Below are 26,699 nucleotides of genomic sequence, written 5' to 3'. Positions count from 1 at the left end.
ATGTCGCGTGCGGTCGTCGGTACGGCGGTGCGGCCCGGTCCGGGTGGCCGTCGCCGGTACGATGGCCGGGTGAGCACGAACCCGACGACCACCCCCGGAACCGGCGAGACCACCTACGGTCCGACCGGACGGCCCGTCCGGCAGTTCGCGGTGCCCGAGGAACTCGACGGTCACGGCCCCGCTCGCATCATCGCGCTCTGCAACCAGAAGGGCGGCGTCGGCAAGACCACGACGTCGATCAACCTCGGTGCGGCGCTCGCGGAGTACGGCCGCAAGGTGCTCGCGGTGGACTTCGACCCGCAGGGCGCGCTGTCCGCGGGCCTCGGTGTCCGCACGCACGACATCCCCACGGTCTACGACCTGCTGATGGGCTCGATCAAGGACCCGAACCAGGTCATCCAGCCGACGAACACGCCGTACCTCGACGTCATCCCGGCGAACATCGACCTGTCCGCAGCCGAAGTGCACCTGGTGAACGAGGTCGCCCGCGAGCAGATCCTCGCGAGCGTGCTCCGCAAGGTCGCCAAGGACTACGACGTGATCCTCGTCGACTGCCAGCCCTCGCTCGGGCTGCTGACGGTGAACGCCCTCACGGCGGCGCACGGCGTGCTCATCCCGCTCGAGTGCGAGTTCTTCGCCCTCCGCGGTGTGGCGCTCCTCATCGAGACGATCGACAAGGTGCGCGACCGCCTGAACCCGGCGCTGCAGCTCGACGGCATCCTCGCGACCATGTACGACTCGCGCACGCTGCACTCCGCGCGAGGTCATGGAGCGCGTCGTCGACACGTTCGACGACCGCGTGCTCGACACGGTGATCGGGCGCACGGTGAAGTTCCCGGACGCGACCGTCTCGGCCCGGCCGATCACGCAGACCGCTCCGGACCACGCCGCCGCGCACTCGTACCGGCAGCTCGCACGGGAGCTCGTCGAGCGTGGCGCCGTCGCCTGACGACGCCGCCGTCCCGCAGCCAGCCGACGCGCCCGCGCCCGCGGGCACCACGACCGTGCCCGGGTTCCGGGTGCGCCTGCGGAACTTCGACGGTCCGTTCGACTTGCTCCTCTCGCTCATCACGAAGCACGAGCTCGACATCACCGAGGTCTCGCTCGGTGCGGTGACGGGGGAGTTCATCCAGTACGTGCGCCTGGCGGAGTCCGAGGACGAACTCGACGAGGCGAGCGAGTTCCTCGTCGTCGCGGCGACGCTCCTCGACCTGAAGATCGCCGGGCTCCTGCCCCAGGGCGAGCTCGTCGACGCCGAGGACGTCGCCCTGCTCGAAGCACGCGACCTGCTGTTCGCCCGGCTGCTGCAGTACCGCGCGTTCAAGCAGGCGGCCGACTGGTTCGGGTCGCGCTGGCTGAGCGAGTCGCGTCGGCACGTGCGGAGCGTCCGCCTCGAGGAGCGCTTCCGCGCGCGGACCCCCGAGCTCGTCTGGACCCTGTCGGTACAGGACTTCGCGGCGCTGGCGACGATGGCGTTCGCCCCGCGGGAGATCCCGACGGTCGGGCTCGACCACCTGCACGCGCCGCTCGTCAGCATCCGCGAGCAGGCGGCGATCGTCGTCTCGATCCTCCGGACCCGGGCCGACGAGGACGTCTCGTTCCGCGAACTGGTCGCCGGCGTCGCGGAGACGGGTATCGTGGTGGCTCGCTTCCTCGCGATCCTGGAGCTGTACCGGAACGCGTCCATCTCGTTCGAACAGCTCGAACCGCTCGGGGAGCTGACCCTCCGCTGGACCGCCGCCGACTGGTCCGACGAGAGCCTCGCCAACCTGGGAGCCGACTATGACGGATGACGTCGCCGACGCACCGCACGAGCACGCGCACTCGTCGAGCGCCGAACCCGGCGGGGCCGACGAGATGGCCGACGCCCGGGCGATCGAACGTGAGATCCACGAGCGCCGCGAGCACGAGCAAGCAGGCGAGCAAGCGGACGAGCGGGCCGAGCACCACGTCCCGCACCCCGACATCCCGATCGACCGACAGCTCGAGGCGATCCTGATGATCGCCGACGAGCCGCAGTCGCTCGTCGCGCTCGGTGCCGCGGTCGACGCGCCCGTCCCCGCGGTCCGCCAGGCGATCGAGCGCCTCGTCGCGGACTTCGACGGCGTCGACGGGACCATCCGTCGCGGGTTCGAAGCTCCGCGAGGTCGGCGGCGGCTGGCGCTTCTACGTCCGACACGACCTCGACGACGTCGTCGAGCAGTTCGTCGAGGCCGAGCGGCCCTCACGGTTGTCGCAGGCCGCCCTCGAGACCCTCGCGGTCGTCGCCTACAAGCAGCCGATCACCCGGTCGCAGATCGCCGCGATCCGCGCCGTGAACGTCGACGGGGTCGTCCGCACGCTGGTCGCGCGGGGGCTCATCGAGGAGTCGTTCACCGACGCCGAGACCGGCGCCATCAACTACGTCACGTCCGACCTGCTCCTGCAGCAGCTCGGCATCAACTCGCTCGACGAGCTGCCGCTCATCTCGCCCCTCCTGGACGACGGTGCCGGCGGCTTCGAGCAGAACGAAGGGATCCCCGATGGCCGCGTATGAGGAAGAACGACGAGGCGGCCCACGAGGCGGTTCGGGTCGCGACGGCGGCAGCCGGCCTGGAGGCCCGTCCCGCGACCGCACCGCCGGCTCCGGCCGTGCGGGTGGCCGGTCCGGTGACGACCGTGGCGGGTACCGCGGGCGCGACGAGCGACCGTCGGGTGACCGCGGTGGGTACCAGGGTCGTGACGACCGTTCCGGTGGGACCGGCGGCTACCGCGGCCGTGACGACCGTTCCGGTGGGACCGGCGGCGGCTACCGGGGGCGCGACGAGCGTCCGTCGGGTGACCGTGGTGGGTACCGGGGTCGTGACGACCGTTCCGGTGGGACCGGCGGCGGCTACCGGGGGGGGCGCGACGAGCGTCCGTCGGGTGACCGTGGTGGGTACCGGGGTCGTGACGACCGTTCCGGTGGGACCGGCGGCGGCTACCGCGGCCGAGACGACCGTTCCGGCGGCACCGGCGGCACCGGCGGCGGGTACCGGGGGCGCGACGAGCGTCCGTCGGGTGACCGTGGTGGCTACCAGGGTCGCGACGACCGTTCCGGTGGCGGGTACCGCGGTCGCGACGAGCGCCCCGCGTCCGGCGGCTACCGCGGCCGTGACGACCGTTCCGGTGGGACCGGCGGCGGCTATCAGGGTCGTGACAACCGTTCCGGTGGGACCGGTGACGGCTCCCGCGGGCGTGATGAGCGCCCCACGTCCGGCGGCTACCGCGGCCGCGATGACCGCTCCGGTGGAACCGGCGCCGGCTACCAGGGTCGGGACGACCGTTCCGGTCCGACCGGAGGCGGGTACCGCGGCCGTGACGACCGCCGTGACGACCGCCGAGACGACCGCGGCGGTGACCGCGGACGCTTCGTGAGCCGTGACGACGATCGTCGCGGCGGCGACCGCGGCGGCTTCGTCCGTCGTGAGGACGACCGCGGTGGCTACCGGGGTCGTGACGACCGACGTGACGCCCCACGCCGTGACGACGACCGGGGTGGCTACCGGGGTCGTGACGACCGCCGTGACGCCCCGCGCCGCGATGCTCCGCGCCGCGACGACGACCGGCGCGACCCCGCCCGCGAGGACCGCCGCACCCCGGACGGCCGCCCGAGCAGCGTGTGGGCACAACGGCCGCCGCTACGTCGGCGGCACCACTGACCGCACGCAACAGCGACCGCAACCGGGGCTCCGGAACCCGGTCCACCGGCCCCCGCACGCCCGACCGCCGCACCACCCCGCAGCCGGAGGGTGCCCGCGACCAGTCCGGCGCTCCGCTGGAGGGCACACCCGAGCGACCGATCATCCCGGACTGGGACGCATCGGAGGGAGCGCGCCTGCCGGGGCCGCACCGGGCCTCCAGGCAGAGGGAGAGCGCCTGCAGAAGGTGATCGCCGGTGCGGGCGTGGCATCCCGACGCGTCGCGGAGAACCTGATCGTCGAGGGCCGCGTGACGGTCAACGGCGAGGTCGTCGACGCGCTCGGCCGCCGGGTCGACCCGGCGACCGACGAGATCGCCGTGGACGGCGTGCCGGTACAGATCGACAGCTCGCGTCGTTACGTGCTCCTCAACAAGCCGACCGGCATGGTGTCGAGCCTGCAGGACGAGCGCGGGCGCCGCGACCTGTCCGAGTACGTCGACCGGTACGAGGAGCGCCTGTTCAACGTCGGCCGTCTCGACACCGAGACGTCCGGGCTGCTGATCCTGACGAACGACGGGGACCTGGCGCACGTGCTCGCGCACCCGTCGTTCGGCGTGACGAAGACCTACATCGCGAAGGTGCGCGGCAACGTGAACCCGGCGACGGTGCAGCGGCTGCTCGACGGCGTGGAGCTCGAGGACGGGCCGATCGCCGCGGACAAGGTGCGGCTGCTCGAGTCGTCGCGCGGGGAGTCGCTCGTCGAGATCACGCTGCACTCGGGCCGGAACCGCATCGTCCGCCGGATGCTCGACGAGGTCGACCACCCGGTGCTCGAACTCGTCCGTCGCTCGTTCGGCCCGCTGCAGCTCGGGTCGCTGCCGATCGGCAAGACGCGCGAGCTGTCGACCGTCGAGCTCGGCAGCCTCCTCCGCATCGCCCGTCAGGCGAAGGGCACCCCGCGGGACACCGACGGCGAGGAGTCGTCGGACTGACGCATCGGTAGGCTGGCCGGGTGACCGACCGCACGCTCCTCTCCGCCGAACCGGACATCGACCGGCGGCTCCGGGGACCCGTGCGCATCGTCGGCGCCGGCCTGCTGGGTGCGTCGATCGGCCTGGCGCTCCGTGAGAAGGGTGTCGACGTCGTCCTCGACGACGTCTCGCCCGCCGCCTTGGCGCTCGCCGTGGACTACGGCGCCGGTCGGCACCCCGCAGACGGTGACGCGCCGGAGCTCGTCGTGGTGGCGGTCCCGCCGGACGTCGTGGCGACCGTCGTCGCACACGAGCTGACCACGTACCCGCAGGCCGTCGTGACCGACGTCGCGAGCGTGAAGTCCGGGCCGCTCGCGGCGCTCCGGGCGTCCGGTGCCGACGTCAGCCGCTACATCGGGTCGCACCCGATGGCCGGGCGCGAGCGCAGCGGTCCGACCGCCGCCCGCGCCGACCTGTTCGTCGGCCGCCCGTGGGTGGTCGCCGGGCACGACGGCATCAGCTACCAGCGGGCCGCCGTGGTCGAGGACCTCGCGCTCGACGTCGGGGCGACCGTGGTGCCGATGGACCCGGAGTCGCACGACCTCGCCGTGGCGTACGTCTCGCACGCGCCGCAGCTCGTGTCGACGCTGATGGCCTCGCGGCTGCGGGACGCCCCCGACGGGTCGCTCGACCTGGCCGGCGGCGGCGTCCGCGACGTCACGCGCATCGCGGCGAGCGACCCCGGCCTGTGGGTGCAGATCATCGGGGCGAACGCCGGGCACATCCGGCCGGTGCTCGCCGACCTCCGGGCCGACCTCGACCGCGTGCTCGAAGCGCTCGACGACCCGGCGGCGACCCGGTGCCCCCCGGGCACTCGCCGAGACGATCGCCGCGGGCAACCGTGGTGTCGAACGGCTGCCGGGTAAGCACGGCACCACCAAGCGCTTCGCCCAGGTCGTCGTCCTGGTGGACGACACCCCCGGGCAGATCGCCGCGCTCCTCACGTTCATCGGGGAGATCGGCATCAACCTCGAGGACATGCGCCTCGAGCACTCACCGGGTGCACCGATCGGCATCGTCGAGGTGTCGGTCGTCCCCGAGCAGGAACAGCGACTCGTCGAGGAACTCGAGGGTCGCGGATGGAGGATCGCAGCAGCATGGGCCTGAACGAGAACACCGACCCCGGAACGACCGCAGCCGCGCAGGACTCCGGGGTGACCGGCGGCCCCGACGGACCCGACACCGGCCTGCCCACCCCGGGCGACGGCGCGGGTGGCGGCGCCGACGGCGGACCGCTCGGTGGTCCGGCCGGCGGCCTCGGCGAACCCGGCGGCGAGCCCGGTTCGACCAGCGCCCCGATGCCGTCGGGGCATGCCCGACGGCGCCTACGTCGCAAAGACCGTCATCCGCGGTCGACGGCCCCGCGGGCAGCGGCAAGTCCAGCGTGTCCCGTGCCGCGGCCCGGGCGCTCGGATTCGGCTACCAGGACACCGGCGCCGCGTACCGCGCACTCGCCTGGCACGCCCTGCAGCAGCGCGTCGACCTCGACGACCCGGCAGCGGTGCTCGCCAGCTGGGAGACCTTCGACTACGCGATCGGCACCGACCCCGACGCCTACTTCGTGCGGGTGGGGGAGACCGACGTCACCGACGCCATCCGCACCCCCGAGGTGACCGGCGCCGTGGCCCACATCGCCAAGCTCCCCGAGGTCCGGCATCGCCTCGTCCAGCTCTTCCGCACGGTGATGCGGAAGGCCGACGCCCCGGGGATCATCACCGAGGGACGGGACATCACGACGGTGGTCGCCCCGGACGCCGAGGTACGGATCCTGCTGACGGCCGACGAGTCGGTCTAGGATGGCACGGCGTGCGGCCGAGGTCACGACCCAGTCCGCCGCCGAGACCTCTGCCGCACTCGCCTCGTCGCGACGCGGCGGACGCGAAGGTCGTCGACTTCATGAACGCCGCCGACGGCGTCACGACGCTCGACTCCACCGACCTCGACTTCGACCAGACCGTGCAAGCGGTCGTCGACCTGGCCCGCGCGGCCACGCACTGACACCGACATCCCGGCCCCGCGCGGCCACGCACTGACAACACGCGGCCGCAGGGTCGCCGGCAAGGAACCCACATGGCGCAGCTCGACAACGACCACGACGACTTCCCCCAGTACGACGACGCGCTCGGCGAGCGTCTCGCCGGACTCGACGAGGCCGAGGCCGAACAGCGGGCGACCGCGCTCCGCGCCGGGCTCGAGGACTACGAGCTCGACGAAGAAGACGTCGCACTGCTCGAGGCCGGCCAGCTCGGCACGGACGGCATCACCTACCTGCCGGCGTACCCGGTGCTCGCGATCGTCGGGCGCCCGAACGTCGGCAAGTCCGCGCTCGTGAACCGCATCCTCGGTCGCCGCGAAGCCGTCGTGCAGGACGTCCCCGGTGTCACGCGCGACCGCGTCTCGTACAAGGCCGACTGGAACGACAAGCGCTTCACGCTCGTCGACACCGGCGGCTGGGAGCCGGACGCGCAGGGCATCAACGCCTCCGTCGCCGCGCAGGCCGAGGTCGCGATCGACCTCGCCGACGCCGTGCTCTTCGTCGTCGACGTCACGGTCGGCATCACCGCCACCGACGAGCACGTCGTGAAGATGCTCCGTGGCACCGACCGCCCGGTCATCGTCGTCGCGAACAAGTCCGACGACGACCGCCGCGACCTCGACGCGTACGAGCTGTGGAACCTCGGCCTCGGTGAGCCGCACCCGGTGTCGGCGCTGCACGGCCGTGGCGTCGCGGACCTGCTCGACCTCATCATCAAGACGCTCCCCGACACCTCGGCCGTCGCCAAGCAGGAGGTCGGCGGTCCCCGCCGCGTGGCCATCCTCGGCCGCCCGAACGTCGGCAAGAGCTCGCTGCTCAACAAGGCCGCCGGCGAAGAGCGCGTCGTCGTGAACGACCTCGCCGGCACCACCCGCGACCCGGTGGACGAGCAGATCGAACTCGGCGGCAAGGTCTGGCGCTTCGTCGACACCGCCGGCATCCGGAAGCGCGTGCACCTGCAGCAGGGCGCCGACTTCTACGCGTCCCTCCGCACCACGGCCGCGCTCGAGAAGGCCGAGGTCGCCGTCGTCGTCCTCGACGTCACCGAGCCGATCTCCGTGCAGGACCTCCGCATCATCGACCTCGTCCTCGAGTCCGGTCGTGCCCTCGTGCTGGCCTACAACAAGTGGGACCTGCTCGACGACGACCGCCGCCGCTACCTCGAGCGGGAGATCGAGCAGGACCTCGCCCACGTGGCGTGGGCCCCGCGAGTGAACATGTCGGCCCGCACCGGCCGCCACCTCGAGAAGCTCGTGCCGGCGCTCGAGACCGCGCTCGAGTCGTGGGACACCCGCATCCCGACCGGCAAGGTCAACGCCTTCATCGCCGAGCTCGTGCAGGAGCACCCGCACCCCGTCCGTGGTGGCAAGCAGCCCCGCATCCTGTTCGGCACGCAGGCCTCGAGCCAGCCGCCGACGTTCGTGCTCTTCACGACCGGCTTCCTCGACCCGCAGTACCGACGGTTCATCACCCGTCGTCTCCGCGAGGTCTGGGGTTTCGCGGGCACGCCGATCAACGTCAACATGCGCGTGCGCGAGCGCCGCAAGCGCTGAGCCCGACCGGGGAGCGGACATGACCGCGGCGCGGCGACGGTGGCTGTACGCCACCGTCGCCGCGCTCTTCGTCGTCCTGGTCCTGGTCGCCTGGCACACCCTCCGGGCCGAGCGTGGCACCGACACCGCGGAGCCCGCCGACACCGCGCAGCCCGTCGCCACCGCGCAGCCCGTCGCCACCGCGACCCCGCTCGCCGAGCAGGGCGTGCAGGGCGGCACGCGGGTGTCGCCCTCGAACACGCTCGGCGCTCCAGTCCCGGCGCCCGAGACCTCGGCCGACACCGACGACCGTGCCGACGGGTCGCCGATCGACCCGTGGTGGCGACGCGTCCCGCCGGTCGCCGGTGACCTGGTGCCGATCGACCGGTTCGCCTCGGGACACGTCCGGATCACGCGTGCCGGGGAACACCTGCTCGTCACCATCTCGGACCTCCGGGTGGCGTCGTACGACGCCGAGCTGCCCACCGTGCGGGTGCTGCTGTCCGAGGGCGCGGTGGTCGGTGCTCGCCGCGGGTACTGGACGCGGCAGGGTGCGGACGACGACCTCGGCACGATCCCGTCCGACGTCGGGACCATCACCTTCGACATCGAGGTACCCCGGGGCATCCCCGACCCGGTGCGCTCGCTCGTCCTGCTGGACCCCGACTCCGGCGAGGTCCTCGGCGGCGCGGCCCTCATCCCGACCGACTGAGTCGGCGCCGCGCGGCGTCGCCCGGTGTGTTCGTGGGTCAGGTCGCACCCCGCTGTGCACGTCGCGCCCCGGGGTGCGGGGGTGCAACGTCCGCAGGCGGGTGCGGACCGCGCGCGGGCTCGGCGCGGGTCGCCACTGGGCCGGCGTCGCCCGGCGTCCGCCGTGCGCGCTCGTGGGTCACGTCGCACCCCGCTGTGCACGTCGCGCCCCGGGGTGCGGGGGTGCAACGTCCGCAGGCGGGTGCGGACCGCGCGCGGGACGTCGGCCTGGAGGCGCGGTGCCGGTTCTCCACGCTGGATGCGGCACCATGGGAGGGTGACGCAGCAGAACGCCGGGCTCGGTGCCCTCGCCGACCGCCTGTGGTGTCGCCTCCGGCTCGACCGGCTCGCCGGGGGCCGGCAGGGCGGGTACGTCATCCGCGAGGACATGCTGGAGCACCCCGACACCGTGCGGTCGTTCCGTCGGATCCGCTGGCTGCTCGTCGCCGAGACGGTCGTCGGGATCGCCGCGATCGTCGTCGCGGTGCTGCTGACCCACGCGGGGCAGACCGTCCCCTGGGCGGTGTGGTTCCGGGCGACGGTCGTGCTGCTCATCACCCTGACGCTCTACGTCTTCGCGTGGCGGGCGCAGCTCGGGTACTACTGGGCGTACCAGCGGCTCCGGTTGTTCAGTCGGATCTTCCCGGTCGTGACGCTCGTGGTGGCGGCGATCCCGGGCCTGTACCCGTTCTGGATGGTGATCGAGCAGATCGTGTTCTCACTGCTCATGATCGGCATCGGGGACGTGCTCACCACAGACCACATGCGGGCCGCGTTCCCGAAGCCCGTCCGGCGGTAGGGGAGCGGCGGGGCTGCGCCGGGGAGCGTCGACTCGGACCGTGCACGCGCGGGGTGTTGCACGCGCGCGAGGACGACTCCGTCGGTGTCGTACGACGTCGACCTCGTCGTTCCGAGTCGGCCTCCGCACGCCGGCCTCCGCACGCCGGCCCCGCCGCCCCGCCCCGATCCTGGTCCTCGTGGTCCCAGGGACCGACGGGGCCTGCCAGCAGCAGCCGGAGGGGCGCATCGTGGTGACATGACCGAAACGACCCTCCCCGGCGGCACCTACCGTGCTGCCGACGACCTCGAACTCACCCGCGTCGGCTACGGCGCCATGCAGCTGGCCGGACCGGGGGTCTTCGGGCCGCCGACCGACCGCGACGAGGCGATCCGGGTCCTCCGCACCGTCGTCGAGCTCGGCATCACCCACATCGACACGTCGGACTTCTACGGCCCGCACGTCACGAACGAGGTCATCCGCGAAGCGCTCCACCCGTACTCGGACGGCCTGCACATCGTCACGAAGGTCGGCGCCCGCCGTGACGCCGAGGGCGGATGGCCGCACGCCCGCGAGCCGCACGAGCTCGTCGAGCAGGTGCACGACAACCTGCGGAACCTCGGCCTCGAGCAGCTCGACGTGGTGAACCTCCGGATGGGCGGCTTCGACGCTCCCGAGCCGGGCAGCATCGCGCCGCAGTTCGAGGCGCTCGCCGAGCTCCAGCAGCAGGGCCTCATCAAGCACCTCGGCCTGTCGACCGTGAACCCCGAGCAGCTCGCCGAGGCGCAGACGATCGCGCCCGTCGTGACCGTGCAGAACCTCTACAACGTCGCCCGGCGCGAGGACGAGGCGATGCTCGAGCTCACCGCGGCCCAGGGCATCGCGTACGTGCCGTACTTCCCGCTCGGTGGGTTCTCGCCCATCCAGTCCGGCGCGCTCGACTCGGTCGCGGCACGACTCGGCGTCTCCCGCCTGACCGTCGCGCTGTCGTGGCTGCTGCAGCGCTCGCCGAACATGCTGCTGATCCCCGGGACCTCGTCGGTGGCGCACCTGCGGGACAACGTCGCCTCGGCCGGGTTCGCCCTGCCGGAGGACGCCGTCGTCGAGCTCGACGCGATCGGCACCGCCGCGTAGGGGTCAGGCGACGGTGGCCAGGGCGAACGGGAGCACGGCCGACGCCCCGGCACGCCGGAGTTCCCGCCCGGCGACGGTCATCGTCCACCGGCTGTCCACCAAGTCGTCCACGAGCAGCACCGGCCCCTCGTGCCCCTGCAGCGCGGCAGCGAAGCTCGGGCCCGACCTCGAACGTGTCCCACACGCCGGACAGCCGGTAGGCGCTGTTCGTCGCGCCGTCGCCCCGGGGCGTGCCGCCGGTCCGGCCGAGCGTGCCGAGGAACATGCAGCCGGCCGATCGAGGACAGCGCCTGCGCGAGCGACCCGACGAGTTCGGGCCGGGACCGCGACGACATCGCCACGACCCCGGTCGGCCGCGTCTCCCACGGCCAGTCCTTGAGCGCGCGGACGCAGCCGTCGACGAGCTCGCGGGTGATCGGGGCATCGGGCGCGGCGGGAGCGAACAGCGCCCGGAGCGGCCCACCCCAGCCGAGGTCCGTGAGCCGTGCGACGGCGCGGCCGGGCTGCACGAGCTCGTCCGGACCGATCTTGCCCCGCACGGCGACGCCGAGGGCGGACATCCCCGACGGCCACTGTGCGCGCGGGGCGATCTCGACGCCGACCTTGTCGAGCGCGGCCGCGGCACCGGACGCGTCGGTGTCGGACACCGACGTCGGGAACCAGGCACCGGCGCAGTTGTCGCAGCGACCACACGGCTCGGCCGAGGGGTCGTCGAGGTCCTGCTGCAGCAGCTGCATGCGGCACTGCGACGTCGACTCGTAGTCGAGCATCGACGCGGCCTCGGCGGCGCGGGCTGCGGCGACCCGCTCGTACCGGGGCGCGTCGTACTCCCAGGGCTGGCCGGTCGCGACCCAGCCCCCGGTCACCCGGCGGACGGCACCGTCGACGTCGAGGACCTTGAGGAGCAGCTCGAGCGTCGACCGCTTGATGTCGACGAGCCCTTCGAGCGCCACGGTGGACATCGAGGTGTCGGTGGACAGGGCGTTCAGCACCGCGGTCGCACGTTCCTGCGTGGGCATCGACGCGCTCGCGAAGTACTGCCAGATCTCGCGGTCCTCGCGGCCGGGCAGCAGCAGGACGTCGGCGTTGTCGGTCGCGCGCCCGGCGCGACCGATCTGCTGGTAGTACGCGACGGGGGACGAGGGTGCGCCCACGTGCACGACGAACCCGAGGTCGGGCTTGTCGAACCCCATGCCGAGCGCGCTCGTGGCGACGAGGGCCTTCAGCTCGTTGCCCTTGAGCTGCTGCTCGACCTGCTCGCGTTCCTCGGTGTCGGTCCGCCCCGTGTAGGCCCGGACGGCGTACCCGTTCTCGCGCAGGAGTCGCGCGATGTCCTCGGCCGCCGAGACGGTCAGCGTGTAGATGATGCCGCTGCCGGGCAGGTCGCCGAGGTGCGCGAGCAACCACCCGAGCCGTTGCCGGGCGTCCGGGGAGGGCCAGCACCCCGAGCCGGAGCGACGCCCGCGCGAGGGATCCACGGATCGTGAACACCGGGTCGGCCGGACCGGCGGTGAGCTGTTCGGCGACGTCCTCGACCACGCGCTCGTTCGCCGTCGCCGTGGTCGCCAGGACCGGCACCCCGTGCGGGAGCGACCGGATCAGCTCGGCGAGCCGCCGGTAGTCCGGCCGGAAGTCGTGGCCCCAGTCGGAGATGCAGTGCGCTTCGTCGACGACGAGCATGCCCATCCTCGCGATGAGCGTCGGCATCTGCTCGTCGCGGAACTTCGGGTTGTTGAGCCGCTCGGGGGAGACGAGGAGCACGTCGACCTCGTCACGGGCGAGTGCCGCCTGCGTGTCCGCCCACTCGTGCGCGTTCGCCGAGTTGATCGACACGGCACGGACGCCGGCCCGGGCCGCGGCGGCGACCTGGTCGCGCATGAGCGCCAGCAGCGGCGACACGAGCACCGTCGGCCCGCCACCACGGCGCCGGAGCAGCAGGGTCGCCAGGAAGTACACCGCCGACTTGCCCCATCCGGTGCGCTGTACGACGAGGGCGCGCTGCCGGTGCTCGACGAGGGCGGAGATCGCCTCGAGCTGGCCGGGGTGGAAGACGGCGTCGGGCCGCCCCGTGAGCGCAGCGAGCGCCTGCTGCGCCTCGGCGGCGATGTCCGCAGACGGCGAGACGACAGGCGGGGCGGCAGCGGGGGTGTCCATGCCCCCAATGCTGTCAGCACCGACCGACGAAACGCAGGTGGTGTCTTCAGACTGTGGACAGCGCTACTGGTACGTGATCAGTGCCGGCGTCGGCGAGACGTCCGCCATGGTCTGCTGCGGCGTCAGCATCGGCGTGTCCTCGTCGGTGAAGTTCTTCCAGCCCCAGTGCACGCCCTCGGGCGCGTCGACGTGCAGCGCCTTCCACGTCGCCTGCTTGTCCGGCTGCGAGCCCTGCCCGTCCACGTGGATCAGCGTGTCCAGCTCGGGGTGCGACTCCAGCGAGGCCCGGTCCTGGATCATCGACAGCCGGAACTGGTGCAGCACGAACGCCTTGGGCGGCAACCCCTTCGACCGGACGAGCGACGCCAGCCACGACGACACCTCGTTCACCTCGGACGCCGACACGCTGCCGATCTGCCGCAGCGGGACCTGGTCCTCGGTGAGCCGCCACTCCGGGTCGAGCGCCAGCCACACGCCGGGCTTCGACAGCAGCTTCTCGTACCGCTTCGCCTGCGACAGGAAGTCCGCCCGACCGGGCTGCAGGTCGAGGATCACGGGCATCCCGGCGTCGTGCGCGGCGTCGACGTAGGGCTCCAGCGTCGACACGGGGAGCTCCGTCGAGTAGTCGCCGTCCGCTCCCGCGTCCCCGGCGGCGACGGTCGCGATGACCTCCATCGCCGGCGTGATCGGCGAGCCCCCGAGCCCCCGGTACTCCGCCGCCACGGACCGCGCGCGCTCGACGGTCGCCTTCGGGTCCTGCTCGCCGAGGACCCCGAGTGCCGGTGCTCCCGGCGCGCCGTACAGCGCGACGTACCGGTGGCCGTCGAAGGGCCGCTGCCCGCCGCGCGGCAGCTGCCAGCCGTTCTCGGCTGCCCGGACCGTCCAGTCCGGATCCTGCAGTGCCGCGAACGCCGATCCGACCAGCACGGTCGGGTGCGTCCGCTCCTCGTGCAGCGCACGCACCACCCCGGACGAGGCCGCCGGATCCGTCACACCCTCCGGCATGACGACGACCCGAGCACCGGCCGCCTTCGCCGTCGCCACGACCGCAGCGTCCGCGGTCGCGTCCGCCACGACCACGGTCGCCGTCCTGGAGGCGCGGCTCGCCTCCGGTGCGTCGCCACCGTCCGGCGCGTCCCGCTCGGTGACGTCGGTGTCGATCGAGACGTCGCCCTCGGCCTGGTACCAGTCGGCCCCGAGTCGGTGCAGCTCACGGGGCACGGCCGCGTCGTCCTTCCCCGCCAGCAGCACCGGGACGTGCGCCGACGACGCCGCGCTCGCCGCGGTCCGGATCGCCGCGGCGTCGTCCGCCGGGGCCACGACGGCGCCGGGGGCCGACGCGAAGAGCGCGCGACTCGCCCGGACCGCGCGGGTGGGGGCGTCGTCCTGCGCGGCGACGGTCACGGAGTCGGCGGGTGCCTTCACGAGCGTGGGACGGGCCTCCGACGACCCGCCCGAGGTGCACCCGGCGGCGCCGAACAGCAGGCCGGTGGCCGCGAGCGCGAGGAGGACACGGGAGGTGGGGCCGGAACGCATCGGGCCACCCTACGAGCCGTCCGGGGAGGACCCTGGGAATCCGACGGGTGTCGTCTCGTAGAAGGGAGGCATGCCCGACGCCGACCGCCCGCTCATCGGCGCGGGTGCAGCCGCCCGCCGTGCACTGCATGACCCTCAACGTCCGGCGCCGCGTGCCGCGGCCCGCCGACCACCCCGACGCCTGGGAGCGCCGACGTGACGCCGTCGTCGCGCTCGTCACCTCGGAAGCGCCCACCGTCCTCGCCGTCCAGGAGGCGCTGCCCACCCAGGCGGACGACCTCACGTCCGCCCTCGGGTCGCGTCTCGAACCCGTGCTCGTCGGGCGCGGAGCACGCGGTGGCGGTGAGCAGGTCGGGCTGTTCCTCGACCGCTCCCGCCTCGAGGTCGTCGAGCAGCGCACGTGGGCGCTGTCCCGCACCTCGAACCGTCCGGGATCCCGCTCGTGGGCGACATCCTTCCCCCGGCACGCCGTCGCGGCCGTGGTCGAGGACCGCGCGACCGGCGTCCGGTTCACGGCGATCGCGACGCACCTCGACGTCGCCTTCGCCGTGGGCCAGGCTGCGGTCCGCCGAGCTCCTGGGCAGGATCGTGCGGGAACGCGGCCTGCCCGCCGCGGTGATGGCCGACTGGAACAGCCCGGCCGGATCCGCACCGTGGCGAGCCCTGGCGGAGGCGGGTGTCGTCGACAGCTGGGGTCGCGCCTCCAGGCAGGTGGGTGAGCCGTACGGGACGTACCCGCACTACGGGAGTCCGCGTGTCGGCGGCCGGCGGATCGACGGCGTCCTGACGACGACGGACGCGACCGTGGAGCGGGTGGCGGTCTCGAACCGACGGCCGGGTGGGGTGTGGCCGTCCGACCACGCGGCCGTGCACGCCGTCGTGCGGTGGGCGTCGTGATCCGGGCGCTCGGGCCGACGTTCCTGCGGCCACGGTTCCTGGTGGCCGACGTGGTGCGTGCCCTGACGCTCGTCAGCCTGGTCGTGGCGAGCATCGGGTGGGGCGGCACCGCGCTGCCGGTGATGGCGCTGGCGCTCCTCGGGGTCGTGGTGCCGCGGATGCTCGGGCTGCGGCCGGCGTTCGACCTGGCGGTGTGCGTGCTGGTGCTCCTCGCCGGGTGGTCGAGCGTGCTCGAGTGGTACACGACGGTGTTCCTGTGGGACAAGTTCATGCACGTCGTGCTCACCGGGCTGCTCGCCGCCGTGCTGTACGTCATCGGTGCCGACCTGCGCGCGGTGCCGGCGCCGCACGCCGAGCGTCGGGGGGTCGTCGCGGTCCTCGGGCTGTGTGCGGGGCTCGCGATCGGGGCGGCGTGGGAGATGGGGGAGTGGCTGGGGCACAACTTCGTCGACTCGGCGATCTTCGTCGGGTACGACGACACGATCGGGGACCTGGCGGCGGACGGCGCCGGGGGCTTGCTCGTCGGGCTCGGGTTGCCATGGTTGGCGGGGCGGCGCGAGGTGGTGCGGCCGGGCTGAGCGTGTCGGTCGGGTCGCGTTGCTCCGACCCGCCGTGGCGCGGAGGGGCTCTGACGTCCGCTATGCTGGACCGGTCGCTCGCGCTCCGGTCGGACGCGGGCGAGGGTCCTCCGGGATCCTGAGGCTCTCGGGTCTCGCGGGCTGTGGCGCAGCTTGGTAGCGCACTTGACTGGGGGTCAAGGGGTCGCAGGTTCAAATCCTGTCAGCCCGACCGACGGGTGCCAGACACCACATCAGAAGCCCACCGAGGAACTCGGTGGGCTTCTTCGTCGCATGGGGCGAGCACGGAATCGTCGTGTTCGACGAGCGCCCGACGGCGGAGGCCGCCGCCGGCACCGCCCGTCAGTGCCCGTGGCGGGGGTTCGCCGTGACGACGAGCTTCGTGGACGCCGTCTGCGTCGAGGACTGCCCGACGAGGGCGAGCCGGTACGCGCCCGGGCGCGGCACGATGGACGACGACACCCGGACGGTGCCGGACACCGACCCGCCGGTGCTCGCCGTCAGCGACGCCCCGGTCGACCGACCGTTCACCGTGACGAGCACGCGCTCGCACGGTGCGTACCCACCCCCGCGCACCACCACACCACGCGACGCTCGCCGCGGACTGCGTCGTGGTCGCCGCGCTCGCGGTGGCCGTCGGCTTCGGGGTGAACAGGTCGGTCTCGTTCCCGAGCGTGATGCGGGTCAGCGTCGAGTTCCGTCCGGCGAACTTCTGGTCGCCGGGAACCGTCGACCAGCCGGTGATCGTCGCGTGCTCCCGCTGCAGGAGCGTCGTCAGCTGCGCGGAGGTGTAGGTCGTGGTCGGGGACGCGCTGTCGGTCCACGTCGGGCTCGTCCCGGTCTGGGGGACCGTGGTGAACCCGCCGTCGGAGGTCGCGAGCGTGATGGAGTCGAGGTTCGTCACGACGAAGGAGGCGTCGCGCACCGCGGTCCGCAGCCCGGCACCGGACACCGGGTGCGCGAGCGTGTGGGTGAGCGCGAACAGCGAGCCGTCCAGCGTGGTCAGGCCGTTCGGCCCGAACGTCGCGTACCTGGTGATCGGTTGCACCGTCGAGCCCTCGCGGAACGGCGAGAAGACCCAGCTGCCGGCGGCCGGTGTCCCGGTGACGGAGAGGTCCTCGACGAAGTCGGCGGCGCCCACCCACCGGACGGTCGCGGCCGCCGGGGTGCAGGTCGCCGCCTGCGCGGTCGCGGGGATCATGACGGCCGCGGTGGTGGCGATGCCGACGGCCGCGAGGGCCGCAGCGAGACGAGTTGGAGTGCGCACGAGGAATCCGTTCGGGTCGGATCAGCCGGGGCGGCCGACCCTGCCCGGCGAACGCGCCTCGAGGAGTGCGGATGCGCGATCCCAGCCGGAGGCTAGCAGCGGGCCGGGGCGCCGGAAGGGGCGCTCGGAGATCGGCGGGATAGGTGCGTTCCTCCGGGAGGGAACGATGCGCTCGTGGGGGCGGAAGCAGCCAGGCAAGCGGTGCAGCTGGGTCCCGAGGCACGCCGGTGAAGGATCGGCGTGCGGTGGGGCATGCTCGAACACGGGTGTCCTGAGTCGAATGCCCTGGGACGGAAGCGGGCTTCACGATGTCTGGACAGCAGATCGGGATGGTCACCGCAGGATGCTTCGTCATCGTCGCCTGCGTCGGCGTGATGGTGACCTCACGCGGACTCGCGCGCACCATCCACGAGGCATCGTGGGGCAGGTTCGGGGTGCCGTTCCGGCCGCGACTCGCGCGCATGGGCGTCATCGGAGCTTGCGCGCTCGGAGTCCTGGTCGGCTCGAGTGTCGTGATCCTGGCGCTCACGGTCGCTGCCTCCTGACGCGCGGCCCGGAGTGGATCGACCTCGGACACGGTCCGGCCACCGTGTCATCCTGTCGGTGTGCACCACCGGCTCATGAACGACTACAGCGTGGCGTGGCCGTTCTGGGATGAGGACGGCCTCTGCGAGGAGGGCACGCCGTCCCTCTCGCCGAAGCTCGTGACCGAGGTGCTCGCCTGGGCGAACGAATTCAACGACCACTACGGCATCGACGCGGGCTGGCCGTCCGAAGCCGCCGCACGCTCTCACGAGCGTCAGGGGTACCGCCTCCTGCAACTCGTCGAACGCGAGTTGCAGGCTGGGGACGACGTGGTGCTCGGCTACTGGGAAAACGAACAGGCGGAAGGGCCTGTAGCCCAGGGACTCGCACCGCCCGGATGTGATCCACGGCGCCGTCGAGAACCCATGAGACGATTCCCGACGTGGGGGAACTGATCGATGACGACCGGCCTGAACGACCGCCGGTCGGCTCTGAGCACGTGCTCGAGCGGCGAAGGCATGCTGTCCGGCGAGCCGTCGCCGTGGTCGGCGTCGTCGTCGCCACGGTCGTCACCGTGCCGATCGTCCTCGTTGCCGCCGTTCTCGTCTGGTGGAGTGCGAGTCACGCCTTCGCGCCGAACGCCGCCCGCGACGCCGTCGAACCGGTCACGGCCGTGCTCGAAGACAGCGGGGCGGAGAAGACCTCCACGGAGTCCGACCCCGGCCTTGGTCCCGACAACATCACCCCGTGGTTCACCGTGGCCTACGACGTCACCGACGTCGCCACGGCACAGCAACTACTGGAACGCTCCGCAGCGGACCTCGGCCGTCCGCTCCTCCCACTGGAAGACGGCTCGACCAGCACGCCAGCGCCCTGCACGGAGATCCTCCATTGGGCAGGGGCGGAGGGGCCAGACGGGAACTCCACCCTCACCGCTGAGGTCACCCGCGCCACCGACGCAGCCGGACAGTGCCTCGAGCACGGCACCATCACCGTCAGCGGAACCGCTCCGACCCCCATCTGATGACCCGCCACCGAGCACGACGAGGTACTCCGACGACGCGAGCGTCCGCCGCGCGGTGCGGGACGCGTCGAGGGTCGCGCATACGCCGGGCTCGGGCGCGAGGACCACAGGACGCGCTTCCCCGTCGTGCGCCGGACGCGTACAGTCCCACGCAACGCAGGACTGGCGGGCGGGGGACGCGATGCGATCGATCACAGGGACGTCACTGGTCGTGGCGCTGGCGGCAGCCGCGATGCTCGGCCTCGCTCCGCCGGCGATCGCGGCCGGGTCGGGGACGATCGCCGTGCAGCTCGCGACGCCGGACGGCACCGCGATCCGTCTGGCGAACGTCGAGCTCGCGGCGATCGGGGTCGACGCCGTCGTCGGGAACGCCATCACCGACGCCGACGGCACCGCGACGTTCACCGGCATCCCCGCTCCGGAGACCGTCACGGTGACGACGCGCAGCTCCCGCCGCACGGAGCGGAGACGTACGCGCCCGACTCCGCTCGGACATCGCGGTTCGCGGCGGTTCGACGGTCGCCGTCACCGTGCCGCTCGTGATCGGCGCCACGGTGCAGGGCGGGGTGGTCGGACCCACGGGCCCCGCTGCCGGACGCCTGATGTACGCGTGGAACGACGACACCTCGCAGGTGTTCCGGACGACTTCGGACAGCGCGGGCCAGTACCAGTTCGTCGGGTTGAGCACCGGTCTCTACCGCATCGAGGCCTACGCCAGCGGTACGGCATCGCCTGCCGTGTGGAAGACCCGGGTGTACCAGCAGCGGGGGACCCTCCCGGCGTCGCAGGTGACGTTGTCGCGGCACTACGCGCACAGCGACTACGACCTGTCCGTCTACGCGGCCACGGCGTCCCGCACACCGTCGGCGCAGCTCAGCGGCGCGAGCGTCGTGGTGACGGACGTGACGACCGGTGCGTCGTTCTCGACCCGGTTCTCGACGGTGCTGGACAGCGAACAGACAGCGTCAGTTCCAGATCCCCTCCGGGCGGTACGTGGTCGAACTCCGACGGCGGCGACGACCACCACGCCGGCGCGGGTGCTGTGGCTCGGGCGTCCCGGTGGCGTGTACGAGTACGTGGCCGACCGGGCGCAGGCCGCGCCGGTGCAGGTCGTGTTCGGCGGGTTCAACGGTTGGGGTGGGGCGGTGCCGGAGGCGGCATCGCGCTGAACCGTCAGCGACCTCCTCGACCAGGCAGTGGCAGACGGCGCCGTCAGGAACGACGTCACCGAGTGAACGGCGCGACTGGCCCTCGGAGTCCCGCGGTGCGGTCGAACTCCTGATCGCCGGGCTCGCGGCCGTCTGACGGTCGTTCCCCCGAGACGGACTCGGTGCCAGCCCTCCCGCGAGCCGATCGGCAACCGAGGCACTGTGCTGCAGAGTCTCGTCCCTCGTGCCGCGTACGCTTCCGGCATGACTGGACCGGTCCGTGGTGCTCGTGTCGCCGGCGTCTCGATCGACTGTGCGGACCACCGAGCGTTGGCGACGTTCTACGCTCGACTGCTCGGCGGTCACGTCGACTGGGTGACCGACAGCGCCGCGGGGGTGACGGCAGGGAGCTACACGCTGATCGCGCAACGGGTCTCGCCGTACCGGAAGCCGGTCTGGCCGGATCTTCGGTCGTCCATCTCGATCTCACGTGCCGGCGGGACGACCTCGACGCGTTCGCAGAGCACGCACTGGCGTACGGGGCGGTGCTGGCGCCCGAGCAGTTCGATGATCGCTGGGTCGTGATGCTCGACCCGGCCGGCCATCCCTTCTGCCTGACACCCATCGTGTCGGAGGGCCCGCAGGCCGATCGTCGGCGGGACAGCTCCTCGGAACGCTCCCGAACCGCTCGGTGGATGACCCGGCACCCCGGCACACCCCGCGTGACGGGTCGCTCCTACGGGAGTATCTGGTGGAACAGGGCGACCGACCGCGTGATCCCGATGACCGCGCCGATGACGACCACCGCGAGTGACACCCACAACGGCCACATGGCCCGCCCCGGGGCGACCTTGCGCACCACGACGTACCGGCCGATGACGTAGACGATCGACGACAGGAACGCCCACGGCCACGGGAACGGGCGAACGACACCGCGGCGCGTCAGCGCACGGTGGTCGAAGAACGCCAACAGCACGTTCGCGGCGTACAGGAGGAGACCCACGCCCTGCACGACGAGGTACCCGGCGGTGTAGATCGACGTCGGGTCGACGGTCCGTACGTGTGACGGGCCGATGAACTCGTACCGGAAGTGCGGCTGGTAGGCGAGCAGCAGCGGTGCGGTGACCAGGGGGAGCAACGCCATCAGCCACACGAAGACCGTGTCGGTCCGCGTGGTGTCGGGAATCGGTGGACGGGGCGTCTGCGACGTCGGCGGCGCGAGGTGCTGGGTCCACTGCGCCCCGTCCCACCAGCGGGTCCCGTGGCTGCCGGACGGGTCCGGGTACCAGCCCGGCGGCGTGGCAGACGACATGGCTACTCCTCGAGCGTGGACGGCGATCGGTTCAGCGTTCGACGCTAGACCGGCGTCGGTCGGGTCGGACCGTTCACAAGATGACGAAGGATTCAGGTTCGGGGCCCGCCCGGTTCAGATCGGCGTGACGTCGTGGGCGCGGTAGAAGTAGCCGTCCTGCCCCGACGGGTACGGCTCGACGTCGAACCGAACGCGGTTCCCTGGTTGCAGCGCGTGGTACCCGTCCATGCGCAGGCCCGCGAAGTGGGCGAACACGTCCGACTCGACGTCGTCGGAACGGAGCGCACCCCAGCCGTCCTCATCGCTCCACCAGACGCACGTTCCCTCGACGTTCCGCATGGCCAGACGCTACCGCTCAGTGGCGTCCGTAGACTGATGCTGCCCTCGACCCTCGGCGCCGGAGCTACGCTCGTGCCGTGAGCGAGATCGGCGTGGCTGCGACGAGTCTCCTCGCGGCGAGCGTCGCGATCCTGGTCGGGACGGTCGCGCTCTTCGTGTGGCGTGCGCGGAACCCGGTCTGGGTCCGTGACGCGCAGCTCACCCAGAACGCCAGCCCGGTGACCAGCGTGCTCCTGCTCGTGCTCGGCGTCCTCGTCGCCGCGCTCGTCCTCGCCTTCGGGATCGTCCTGATCAGGACCGGGCACGGCCTCGTCGGGTGGGCGATGGTCTGCCTCGCGGCGGCCAGGCTGGTGCACGCATCGGTCGCCGTCTGGATCCGACGACGACCGCTTCCCTGAGGACTACCGCGCCCGCACCCCGAGGAACCCGAGCACCAGGCGGACCGTCTCCTCGAGCCGCTGCGTGCTGTCGACGACGAGTCGGTCATCGGTGCGGGGCTCGTACTCGTCGGCGGTGCGCTGCACCTCGTCCCACGTCGGCAGCGTGAACCCCGGGATGTCGTTCGCGCGCTCCTCCACGCGGCGACGGTGTTCGTCGACGTCCGGGCACGTCACCTCGATCACGCCGGAGCGGGACCCCGGCGGCGTCCGCCGTCGCCACCCAGCCGGCCCGAGCGGCCTCGACGCCGCTCACCGCGTCGGCGATCACCATCCGGCCGCGCCGCAGGTTCGGCTCCGCGATCGCGTGCATGACCGAGTACGCGGCGATCCCCGACTGGTCGCGCGGGATCCCGTACTGCCACATCGCGCCCTCGATCGCATCGACGCGCAACGTCAGCGCGGGCACACGCTCCGCGATCGCAGCGGACAACGTCGACTTCCCCGCACCGGGGAGCCCACAGACCTGGACCAGCATCGACAACCCCTTCGTCAGCATGCGTCGCCTGTCTACCGGACCGGGAGGTCGCGTTCTCAGGACGCGCGCCCGGGCGCCCACCCGAGTTCCGGCCCCAGACGCTCCGCGATGTCCGTGATGATCTGGGCGTAGTCGTCGGGCTCGAACGAGAACGGCAGCGCGAAGGCGACCTCGGTGACCGCCTGGTACCCGGCGTCGGCGCGCAGGCGGTCGGCGATCTCGACGGAGGGACCGACGAGGTCCGCGGCGAAGAGCATCCCCGCCGGCCCCTGCGGCACGCCGACGCGTCCCGAGCGCCCGTCGACGTACGCGCGGTAGCGGGCTTCCTGCTCGGGCGTCGCGGTGTCGGTCGGGATGACCACCAAGCCTTGCGAGACCCGGGCGGCGGCGGGGTCGGGGTGGACGTCGAGGTAGGCGTCGATCTGCGCCCGCTGGTTCGTGGCGAAGTCCGCGCCGACCTCGCTGCGGGTGACGCTCGAGGTCAGCAAGTGGAAGCCGTTCTCGCCGGCCCACACCGCCGACTTGGTGCTGCCGGTTCCGTACCAGATGCGGTCGGCCAGGCCGGCGCTGTGCGGCTGGACGGTCTGCGCGAACTCCTCGATGTCACGCCGCTCGACGGTGTCGGTGACCGGGTCGCCGCGCACGAGGTCGCGGAAGCGCAGCAGACGGTCGTTCCCGAGGTCCTCCTGGTCGGCGGTGTCGGGGTAGAGCGCCTCGCGGTACAGGTCGTAGTGCATCGGGGTGCCGACCGAGAAGCCCGGGTTCAGTCGGACCGCCCAGCAGGACGTCGACGGTGCCCAGGTCCTCGGCGAGCCGGAAGGGGTTCTCCGCACCGATCGGCGTGACGGCGGTGCCGAGGATCGATCCGCGACGTCCGCTGCGAGGCCGCTGCCATCACCGCGACCGGGGAGGAGATGCCGTGCTGCAGGTGCCGGTGCCGCAGCCAGGCGCTGTCGAAGGCCGAGTGCCTCGGCGCGCTCGACGACCCGGAGCGTGTCCTCGTGGCCCTCGGACGGCCGGGCGGGGTCGAACGACCCGATTGTCAGGAAGCCGAGCCGTGCCAGGGGAGTTCCGTCGAGGGGCATGCTCCGATCGTGCCAGACCGCGGGGAACAGCAGGAGGGCGTGCGCGGTGACGGCCTGGAGGGCGCGGGGCGGGCCCGCACCGCGCCTCCAGGCCGTCAGCCGGTCGCGTCGAGGGCACACGGCGGCACGCGGCGGCGCGCGCGGTCCGCATCGCGGTCCCTCGAAGAGGGGACCGACGTTTACCGGACTGCCAGGTGAACGCGCATGTTCGGCCCCTAGGGTCGCGCCAAGCGCAAACGCGTGAACTCACTCGCATTGGTTGAAGGACCGATCCGTACCGGAAGGCGGTCCTGATGACCACCACTCCGCTCGCACCGGGTTACACCCGCACCACCCCTGGGACGGGGAGCCGCAAGGGCACCTCGACCTACTCTGCGCTCCTGGCGCAGGTGAAGGAGAACGGCCTGCTGCAACGTCGCACCGGGTTCTACTGGGCACTGTTCGGCTCCCTGGCCGGCACCCTCGCCCTCACCTGGGTCGCGTTCGCGTTCCTCGGCGACTCCTGGTTCCAGCTCATCGTGGCGGGCGCGCTCGGCGTGCTCTTCACACAGTTCGCGTTCCTCTCGCACGAGGCCGCACACCGTCAGGTCTTCGCGTCGCAGCGGTGGAACGACCACGCCGGTCGCTACATCGGCACGTTCCTCGTCGGCCTCAGCTACTCGTGGTGGATGAACAAGCACACGCGCCACCACGGCAACCCGAACACCGTCGGCAAGGACCCCGACATCATGCCGGACGGCGTCCGGTTCCTGCCGGAAGACGCCGCCGCCGTGCGCGGACCCCTGATGAAGACGTTCATGCGGTTCCAGGGCTGGCTGTTCTTCCCCCTGCTGACGCTCGAGGGCATCAACCTGCACCGGTACGCCGTGATGTCGGTCGTCACCGGCAACGGCACCAAGGCCGACGTCAAGCACTGCGCATCATCGAGGGCGCGCTGCTCGTCGCCCGCTTCGCCATCTACCTGACCGTCGTGTTCTGGTTCCTGCCGTTCGGCATGGCGTGCGCGTTCCTCGGGGTGCAGCTCGCCGTCTTCGGCGTGATGATGGGCGCCTCGTTCGCCCCGAACCACAAGGGCATGCCGACCATCGCGCACGACGCCAAGGTCGACTTCTTCTCCCGCCAGGTGCGCACCTCGCGCAACATCCGCGGCGGCTGGTGGGTCTCGTTCCTCATGGGCGGCCTGAACTACCAGGTCGAGCACCACCTGTTCCCGTCGATGCCGCGACCGGCGCTGAAGCAGGCCCGCCTGCTCGTCCGCGACCACTGCGACACGCTCGACGTGCCCTACACCGAGACCACGCTGCTGCGCTCGTACGGCATCGTCGTCCGGTACCTGAACCGGGTCGGGCTCGCCGCCCGTGACCCGTTCGCCTGCCCGATGGTCGCGCAGCTGCGCATCCACCGACGCCGTGCTGACGACCATGCCCACCGGCACCGTGAAGTGGTTCGACCACAACAAGGGCTTCGGCTTCATCACGCCGGACGACGGCTCGGAAGAGCTCTTCGCGCACTTCTCGAGCATCGTCGTGACGACGGGCTACCGCTCGCTCGAGGAGCACGACCGGGTCCGGTTCGACGTCGGACCCGGCAAGAAGGGCCCGGAAGCGGCCAACATCTCGATCATCCGCTGAGCGGTCAGCAGCAGCACCACCACAGCCGGGGTCCCCGCTGAGCCAGAAGGCGCAGCGCGGGCCCCGGCTGCGGTGTCTCGCCGGGATCGGCGGCTTCCCGCACCGGCCTCCGAAGCGGGCGCGGTGTCCGCGGAGCGCGGGTTACCGTCGGAGCAACCATCGTCCACCCCGCAGCATGGTGAGGGGACCACGTGCTCAGCTCCACCGATTCCCAGCCCTCCACGACGTCGACGACGTCGACGCCTTCCCGCTCCGAGGGCGTCATCCCGGACAGCTCGCTCCTCGACGCGCTGGCCGCGGTCGCCGAACGGGCTCTCCGACTCCCTCGCGGTCGTCGACGAGCACGCCTCGATGTCCCACCGCGAGCTGCACCGGGTCGCCTCGGCCCTCGGCGCGGTCCTCGACGCGCGGCTCACGCCGGACGACCACAGCGGTCGCGGCGTCGGGGTCCAACCCGGTGGGGCGTCCGTCCCGGTCGGGGTGATGGTCTCGCACAGCGCGGAGTCCGTCGTCGCGATCCTCGGGATCGTCCACGCCGGCCGCACCGTGGTCGCGCTCGACCCGTTCCTCCCCGAGGCCCGGCTCCACCACGTGGTGTCCCTCGCCGGCATCGTCGACGTCCTCGTCGACGATGAGCACGCCGAGCAGGCCGCCGCGCTCGTCGCCGACCCGAGCTCGATCGTCCCGCTCGCCGAGGTCCTCGTCGAGGCCCGGGCGATGGCCGACGGCGACGCCGACATCCCGACCGTGCCCGCCGCCGCGACCCGCGGTGGCCAGGACGCCCTCGACATCATCTTCACGTCCGGCTCGACCGGGGCACCGAAGGGCGTCGTCGTGACGCACCGGCAGACCCTCGTCGACACGATCGCGCAGCGTTCGTCGTTCCGCCTGGAGCCCGCCGATCGGATCGCCTCGGTCCTGCCGCACGGCTTCGCCGCCGGGATCACGCTCGTGTTCCTCCGCCCTGCTCGCCGGCGCGTCCGTGCACGTCGCCGACCCCCGGCGCACCGGCATCGACCGGCTGGCGACGTGGGTCCAGCGATCGGCGCTGACCACCCTGCACACGACCCCGCACCTGGTGCGCTCGCTCGTCGGCGGTCTCGACCGCACCGACGACCGCCTGCGCGGCCTCCGGCTCGTCGCGACCGTGGGCGAGGCCGTGACCGGCACGGACGTCTCCGCCCTCCGCCCGCTGCTCGGCGCGACCACGTCGTTCTGCAACTGGACCGGTTCCAGTGAGACCTGCGTGTACGCCGTCAACGAGATCGCCGCCGGGGACCCGATCCCCGAGCGGAGCATCCCCTCCGGCCACATCGTCGTCGGCAAGCGCATCGAGGTCCGTCGTCCGGACGGGACCCTCGCCGACG

Annotated in this window: 22 protein-coding genes, 1 tRNA gene and 10 pseudogenes; 24 read left to right on the top strand and 9 right to left on the bottom strand. The window is 72.3% G+C overall.

Annotated elements, in window-relative coordinates:
- Positions 1-69 precede the first annotated feature (69 nt).
- The 11 genes and pseudogenes from ACZ8AI_RS20665 to ACZ8AI_RS20615 all read left to right on the top strand — a co-directional run bounded on the left by ACZ8AI_RS20665 (position 70) and on the right by ACZ8AI_RS20615 (position 10,921).
- Positions 70-949 (top strand): annotated as a pseudogene (locus tag ACZ8AI_RS20665) (ParA family protein).
- A complete protein-coding gene (locus ACZ8AI_RS20660; RefSeq protein ID WP_464859676.1) occupies positions 933-1,793 on the top strand; it encodes a segregation and condensation protein A in 861 nt (286 codons plus the stop codon). Before ACZ8AI_RS20665 ends, ACZ8AI_RS20660 begins: the two are co-directional and overlap by 17 nt.
- Positions 1,783-2,536, top strand: a pseudogene (gene scpB, locus ACZ8AI_RS20655) (SMC-Scp complex subunit ScpB). Before ACZ8AI_RS20660 ends, scpB begins: the two are co-directional and overlap by 11 nt.
- A complete protein-coding gene (locus ACZ8AI_RS20650; protein ID WP_464859675.1) occupies positions 2,523-3,680 on the top strand; it encodes a hypothetical protein in 1,158 nt (385 codons plus the stop codon). The pseudogene scpB and the gene ACZ8AI_RS20650 overlap by 14 nt, the downstream one beginning before the upstream one ends.
- Positions 3,681-3,906: 226 nt before the next feature.
- Entirely contained in the window at positions 3,907-4,653 is a 747-nt protein-coding gene (locus ACZ8AI_RS20645; RefSeq protein WP_464859674.1) for a pseudouridine synthase, read from the top strand.
- A 20-nt stretch (positions 4,654-4,673) separates the two neighbouring features.
- Positions 4,674-5,799 (top strand): annotated as a pseudogene (locus ACZ8AI_RS20640) (prephenate dehydrogenase).
- A 277-nt stretch (positions 5,800-6,076) separates the two neighbouring features.
- Positions 6,077-6,690, top strand: a pseudogene (locus ACZ8AI_RS20635) ((d)CMP kinase).
- A 72-nt stretch (positions 6,691-6,762) separates the two neighbouring features.
- On the top strand, positions 6,763-8,280 hold the full coding sequence (gene der, locus ACZ8AI_RS20630; RefSeq protein WP_071293822.1) for a ribosome biogenesis GTPase Der: 1,518 nt from the start codon (positions 6,763-6,765) through the stop codon (positions 8,278-8,280).
- Between the two features lie 19 nt (positions 8,281-8,299).
- Positions 8,300-8,971: a hypothetical protein gene (locus ACZ8AI_RS20625; protein ID WP_464859673.1), complete on the top strand. Its 672-nt coding sequence runs from the start codon at positions 8,300-8,302 to the stop codon at positions 8,969-8,971.
- Positions 8,972-9,286: 315 nt separating this feature from the next.
- The gene (locus ACZ8AI_RS20620; RefSeq protein WP_464859672.1) at positions 9,287-9,808 is read left to right on the top strand and encodes a hypothetical protein; all 522 of its coding nucleotides are present in this window, start codon (positions 9,287-9,289) and stop codon (positions 9,806-9,808) included.
- A gap of 237 nt (positions 9,809-10,045) precedes the next feature.
- Positions 10,046-10,921, top strand: coding sequence for an oxidoreductase (locus ACZ8AI_RS20615; protein ID WP_464859671.1), 876 nt, complete (start codon positions 10,046-10,048; stop codon positions 10,919-10,921).
- 3 nt (positions 10,922-10,924) lie between these two features.
- On the opposite strand, the pseudogene ACZ8AI_RS20610 reads toward ACZ8AI_RS20615, so the two are convergent.
- Positions 10,925-13,075, bottom strand: a pseudogene (locus ACZ8AI_RS20610) (RecQ family ATP-dependent DNA helicase).
- A 63-nt stretch (positions 13,076-13,138) separates the two neighbouring features.
- On the bottom strand, positions 13,139-14,611 hold the full coding sequence (locus tag ACZ8AI_RS20605) for a hypothetical protein (protein WP_464859670.1): 1,473 nt from the start codon (positions 14,609-14,611) through the stop codon (positions 13,139-13,141).
- A gap of 70 nt (positions 14,612-14,681) precedes the next feature.
- Between ACZ8AI_RS20605 and ACZ8AI_RS20600 the strand changes: the two genes are divergently transcribed.
- The 4 genes from ACZ8AI_RS20600 (at position 14,682) to ACZ8AI_RS20585 (ending at position 16,297) form a co-directional block, all read left to right on the top strand.
- Positions 14,682-14,810, top strand: coding sequence for a hypothetical protein (locus ACZ8AI_RS20600; RefSeq protein WP_464859669.1), 129 nt, complete (start codon positions 14,682-14,684; stop codon positions 14,808-14,810).
- Positions 14,807-15,508: an endonuclease/exonuclease/phosphatase family protein gene (locus tag ACZ8AI_RS20595; RefSeq protein WP_464859668.1), complete on the top strand. Its 702-nt coding sequence runs from the start codon at positions 14,807-14,809 to the stop codon at positions 15,506-15,508. Before ACZ8AI_RS20600 ends, ACZ8AI_RS20595 begins: the two co-directional genes overlap by 4 nt.
- Entirely contained in the window at positions 15,496-16,086 is a 591-nt protein-coding gene (locus ACZ8AI_RS20590) for a DUF2238 domain-containing protein (protein WP_464859667.1), read from the top strand. The genes ACZ8AI_RS20595 and ACZ8AI_RS20590 overlap by 13 nt, the downstream gene beginning before the upstream one ends.
- 137 nt (positions 16,087-16,223) lie before the next feature.
- Positions 16,224-16,297 (top strand) — tRNA-Pro (locus tag ACZ8AI_RS20585).
- Here the strand turns inward: ACZ8AI_RS20585 and ACZ8AI_RS20580 are convergent.
- Positions 16,289-17,353, bottom strand: a complete 1,065-nt coding sequence (locus ACZ8AI_RS20580) for a hypothetical protein (RefSeq protein ID WP_464859666.1) — start codon at positions 17,351-17,353, stop codon at positions 16,289-16,291. The genes ACZ8AI_RS20585 and ACZ8AI_RS20580 overlap by 9 nt on opposite strands.
- 329 nt (positions 17,354-17,682) lie before the next feature.
- Between ACZ8AI_RS20580 and ACZ8AI_RS20575 the strand changes: the two genes are divergently transcribed.
- The 3 genes from ACZ8AI_RS20575 (at position 17,683) to ACZ8AI_RS20565 (ending at position 18,902) form a co-directional block, all read left to right on the top strand.
- Entirely contained in the window at positions 17,683-17,898 is a 216-nt protein-coding gene (locus ACZ8AI_RS20575; RefSeq protein ID WP_464859665.1) for a hypothetical protein, read from the top strand.
- 75 nt (positions 17,899-17,973) lie between these two features.
- Complete coding sequence (locus tag ACZ8AI_RS20570; protein ID WP_464859664.1) at positions 17,974-18,333, top strand: hypothetical protein; 360 nt, start codon at positions 17,974-17,976, stop codon at positions 18,331-18,333.
- Positions 18,321-18,902 carry a hypothetical protein gene (locus ACZ8AI_RS20565; protein ID WP_464859663.1) on the top strand — a complete coding sequence of 194 codons (582 nt, stop codon included), beginning with the start codon at positions 18,321-18,323 and terminating at the stop codon, positions 18,900-18,902. Before ACZ8AI_RS20570 ends, ACZ8AI_RS20565 begins: the two co-directional genes overlap by 13 nt.
- Before the next feature lie 202 nt (positions 18,903-19,104).
- Here the strand turns inward: ACZ8AI_RS20565 and ACZ8AI_RS20560 are convergent, their stop codons facing one another.
- Complete coding sequence (locus ACZ8AI_RS20560; RefSeq protein ID WP_464859662.1) at positions 19,105-19,398, bottom strand: hypothetical protein; 294 nt, start codon at positions 19,396-19,398, stop codon at positions 19,105-19,107.
- 34 nt (positions 19,399-19,432) lie between these two features.
- Between ACZ8AI_RS20560 and ACZ8AI_RS20555 the strand changes: the two genes are divergently transcribed.
- The 3 genes and pseudogenes from ACZ8AI_RS20555 to ACZ8AI_RS20545 form a co-directional block, all read left to right on the top strand.
- Positions 19,433-20,071 (top strand): carboxypeptidase-like regulatory domain-containing protein, encoded by a 639-nt coding sequence (locus tag ACZ8AI_RS20555; protein WP_464859661.1) that lies wholly within the window; start codon positions 19,433-19,435, stop codon positions 20,069-20,071.
- Between the two features lie 243 nt (positions 20,072-20,314).
- Positions 20,315-20,431, top strand: a pseudogene (locus ACZ8AI_RS20550) (VOC family protein); the annotation flags it as partial.
- Positions 20,422-20,610, top strand: a pseudogene (locus ACZ8AI_RS20545) (hypothetical protein); the annotation flags it as partial. The pseudogenes ACZ8AI_RS20550 and ACZ8AI_RS20545, both read left to right, overlap by 10 nt.
- 176 nt (positions 20,611-20,786) lie before the next feature.
- Here the strand turns inward: ACZ8AI_RS20545 and ACZ8AI_RS20540 are convergent.
- Both ACZ8AI_RS20540 and ACZ8AI_RS20535 read right to left on the bottom strand, forming a co-directional pair.
- Entirely contained in the window at positions 20,787-21,362 is a 576-nt protein-coding gene (locus ACZ8AI_RS20540) for a DUF2510 domain-containing protein (RefSeq protein WP_464859660.1), read from the bottom strand.
- 114 nt (positions 21,363-21,476) lie between these two features.
- On the bottom strand, positions 21,477-21,701 hold the full coding sequence (locus ACZ8AI_RS20535) for a cold-shock protein (protein ID WP_464859659.1): 225 nt from the start codon (positions 21,699-21,701) through the stop codon (positions 21,477-21,479).
- A 77-nt stretch (positions 21,702-21,778) separates the two neighbouring features.
- Between ACZ8AI_RS20535 and ACZ8AI_RS20530 the strand changes: the two genes are divergently transcribed.
- Positions 21,779-22,099, top strand: coding sequence for a hypothetical protein (locus tag ACZ8AI_RS20530; RefSeq protein ID WP_464859658.1), 321 nt, complete (start codon positions 21,779-21,781; stop codon positions 22,097-22,099).
- A gap of 3 nt (positions 22,100-22,102) precedes the next feature.
- Here ACZ8AI_RS20530 and ACZ8AI_RS20525 read toward each other — a convergent pair whose 3' ends face one another.
- From ACZ8AI_RS20525 to ACZ8AI_RS20515, 3 genes and pseudogenes are all read right to left on the bottom strand, one after another.
- Positions 22,103-22,225, bottom strand: coding sequence for a hypothetical protein (locus ACZ8AI_RS20525; protein ID WP_464859657.1), 123 nt, complete (start codon positions 22,223-22,225; stop codon positions 22,103-22,105).
- The gene (locus ACZ8AI_RS20520; protein WP_464859656.1) at positions 22,185-22,616 is read right to left on the bottom strand and encodes a P-loop nucleotide/nucleoside kinase family protein; all 432 of its coding nucleotides are present in this window, start codon (positions 22,614-22,616) and stop codon (positions 22,185-22,187) included. The genes ACZ8AI_RS20525 and ACZ8AI_RS20520 overlap by 41 nt, the downstream gene beginning before the upstream one ends.
- 56 nt (positions 22,617-22,672) lie before the next feature.
- A pseudogene (locus tag ACZ8AI_RS20515) lies at positions 22,673-23,701 on the bottom strand (LLM class flavin-dependent oxidoreductase).
- Positions 23,702-23,994: 293 nt separating this feature from the next.
- Between ACZ8AI_RS20515 and ACZ8AI_RS20510 the strand changes: the two are divergent.
- A pseudogene (locus ACZ8AI_RS20510) lies at positions 23,995-25,097 on the top strand (fatty acid desaturase family protein); the annotation flags it as partial.
- Between the two features lie 586 nt (positions 25,098-25,683).
- A pseudogene (locus ACZ8AI_RS20505) lies at positions 25,684-26,695 on the top strand (AMP-binding protein); the annotation flags it as partial.
- Positions 26,696-26,699: the final 4 nt, after the last annotated feature.

The organism is Curtobacterium sp. AC273 (assembly GCF_979253735.1).
The sequence above is the reverse complement of the archived record's forward strand: the minus strand, read 5'-3'. Positions and strand labels throughout refer to the sequence as shown.

Excerpts from the sequence above, each read along its gene's own strand:
- ACZ8AI_RS20650 (WP_464859675.1), top strand. The coding sequence starts at position 2,523 with ATGGCCGCGTATGAGGAAGAACGACGAGGCGGCCCACGAGGCGGTTCG.
- der (WP_071293822.1), top strand. The coding sequence starts at position 6,763 with ATGGCGCAGCTCGACAACGACCACGACGACTTCCCCCAGTACGACGAC.
- ACZ8AI_RS20625 (WP_464859673.1), top strand. The coding sequence starts at position 8,300 with ATGACCGCGGCGCGGCGACGGTGGCTGTACGCCACCGTCGCCGCGCTC.
- ACZ8AI_RS20615 (WP_464859671.1), top strand. The coding sequence starts at position 10,046 with ATGACCGAAACGACCCTCCCCGGCGGCACCTACCGTGCTGCCGACGAC.
- ACZ8AI_RS20605 (WP_464859670.1), bottom strand. The coding sequence starts at position 14,611 with ATGCGTTCCGGCCCCACCTCCCGTGTCCTCCTCGCGCTCGCGGCCACC.
- ACZ8AI_RS20600 (WP_464859669.1), top strand. The coding sequence starts at position 14,682 with ATGCCCGACGCCGACCGCCCGCTCATCGGCGCGGGTGCAGCCGCCCGC.
- ACZ8AI_RS20575 (WP_464859665.1), top strand. The coding sequence starts at position 17,683 with ATGGTCACCGCAGGATGCTTCGTCATCGTCGCCTGCGTCGGCGTGATG.
- ACZ8AI_RS20570 (WP_464859664.1), top strand. The coding sequence starts at position 17,974 with ATGAACGACTACAGCGTGGCGTGGCCGTTCTGGGATGAGGACGGCCTC.
- ACZ8AI_RS20560 (WP_464859662.1), bottom strand. The coding sequence starts at position 19,398 with ATGTCCGAGCGGAGTCGGGCGCGTACGTCTCCGCTCCGTGCGGCGGGA.
- ACZ8AI_RS20540 (WP_464859660.1), bottom strand. The coding sequence starts at position 21,362 with ATGTCGTCTGCCACGCCGCCGGGCTGGTACCCGGACCCGTCCGGCAGC.
- ACZ8AI_RS20535 (WP_464859659.1), bottom strand. The coding sequence starts at position 21,701 with ATGCGGAACGTCGAGGGAACGTGCGTCTGGTGGAGCGATGAGGACGGC.
- ACZ8AI_RS20520 (WP_464859656.1), bottom strand. The coding sequence starts at position 22,616 with ATGCTGGTCCAGGTCTGTGGGCTCCCCGGTGCGGGGAAGTCGACGTTG.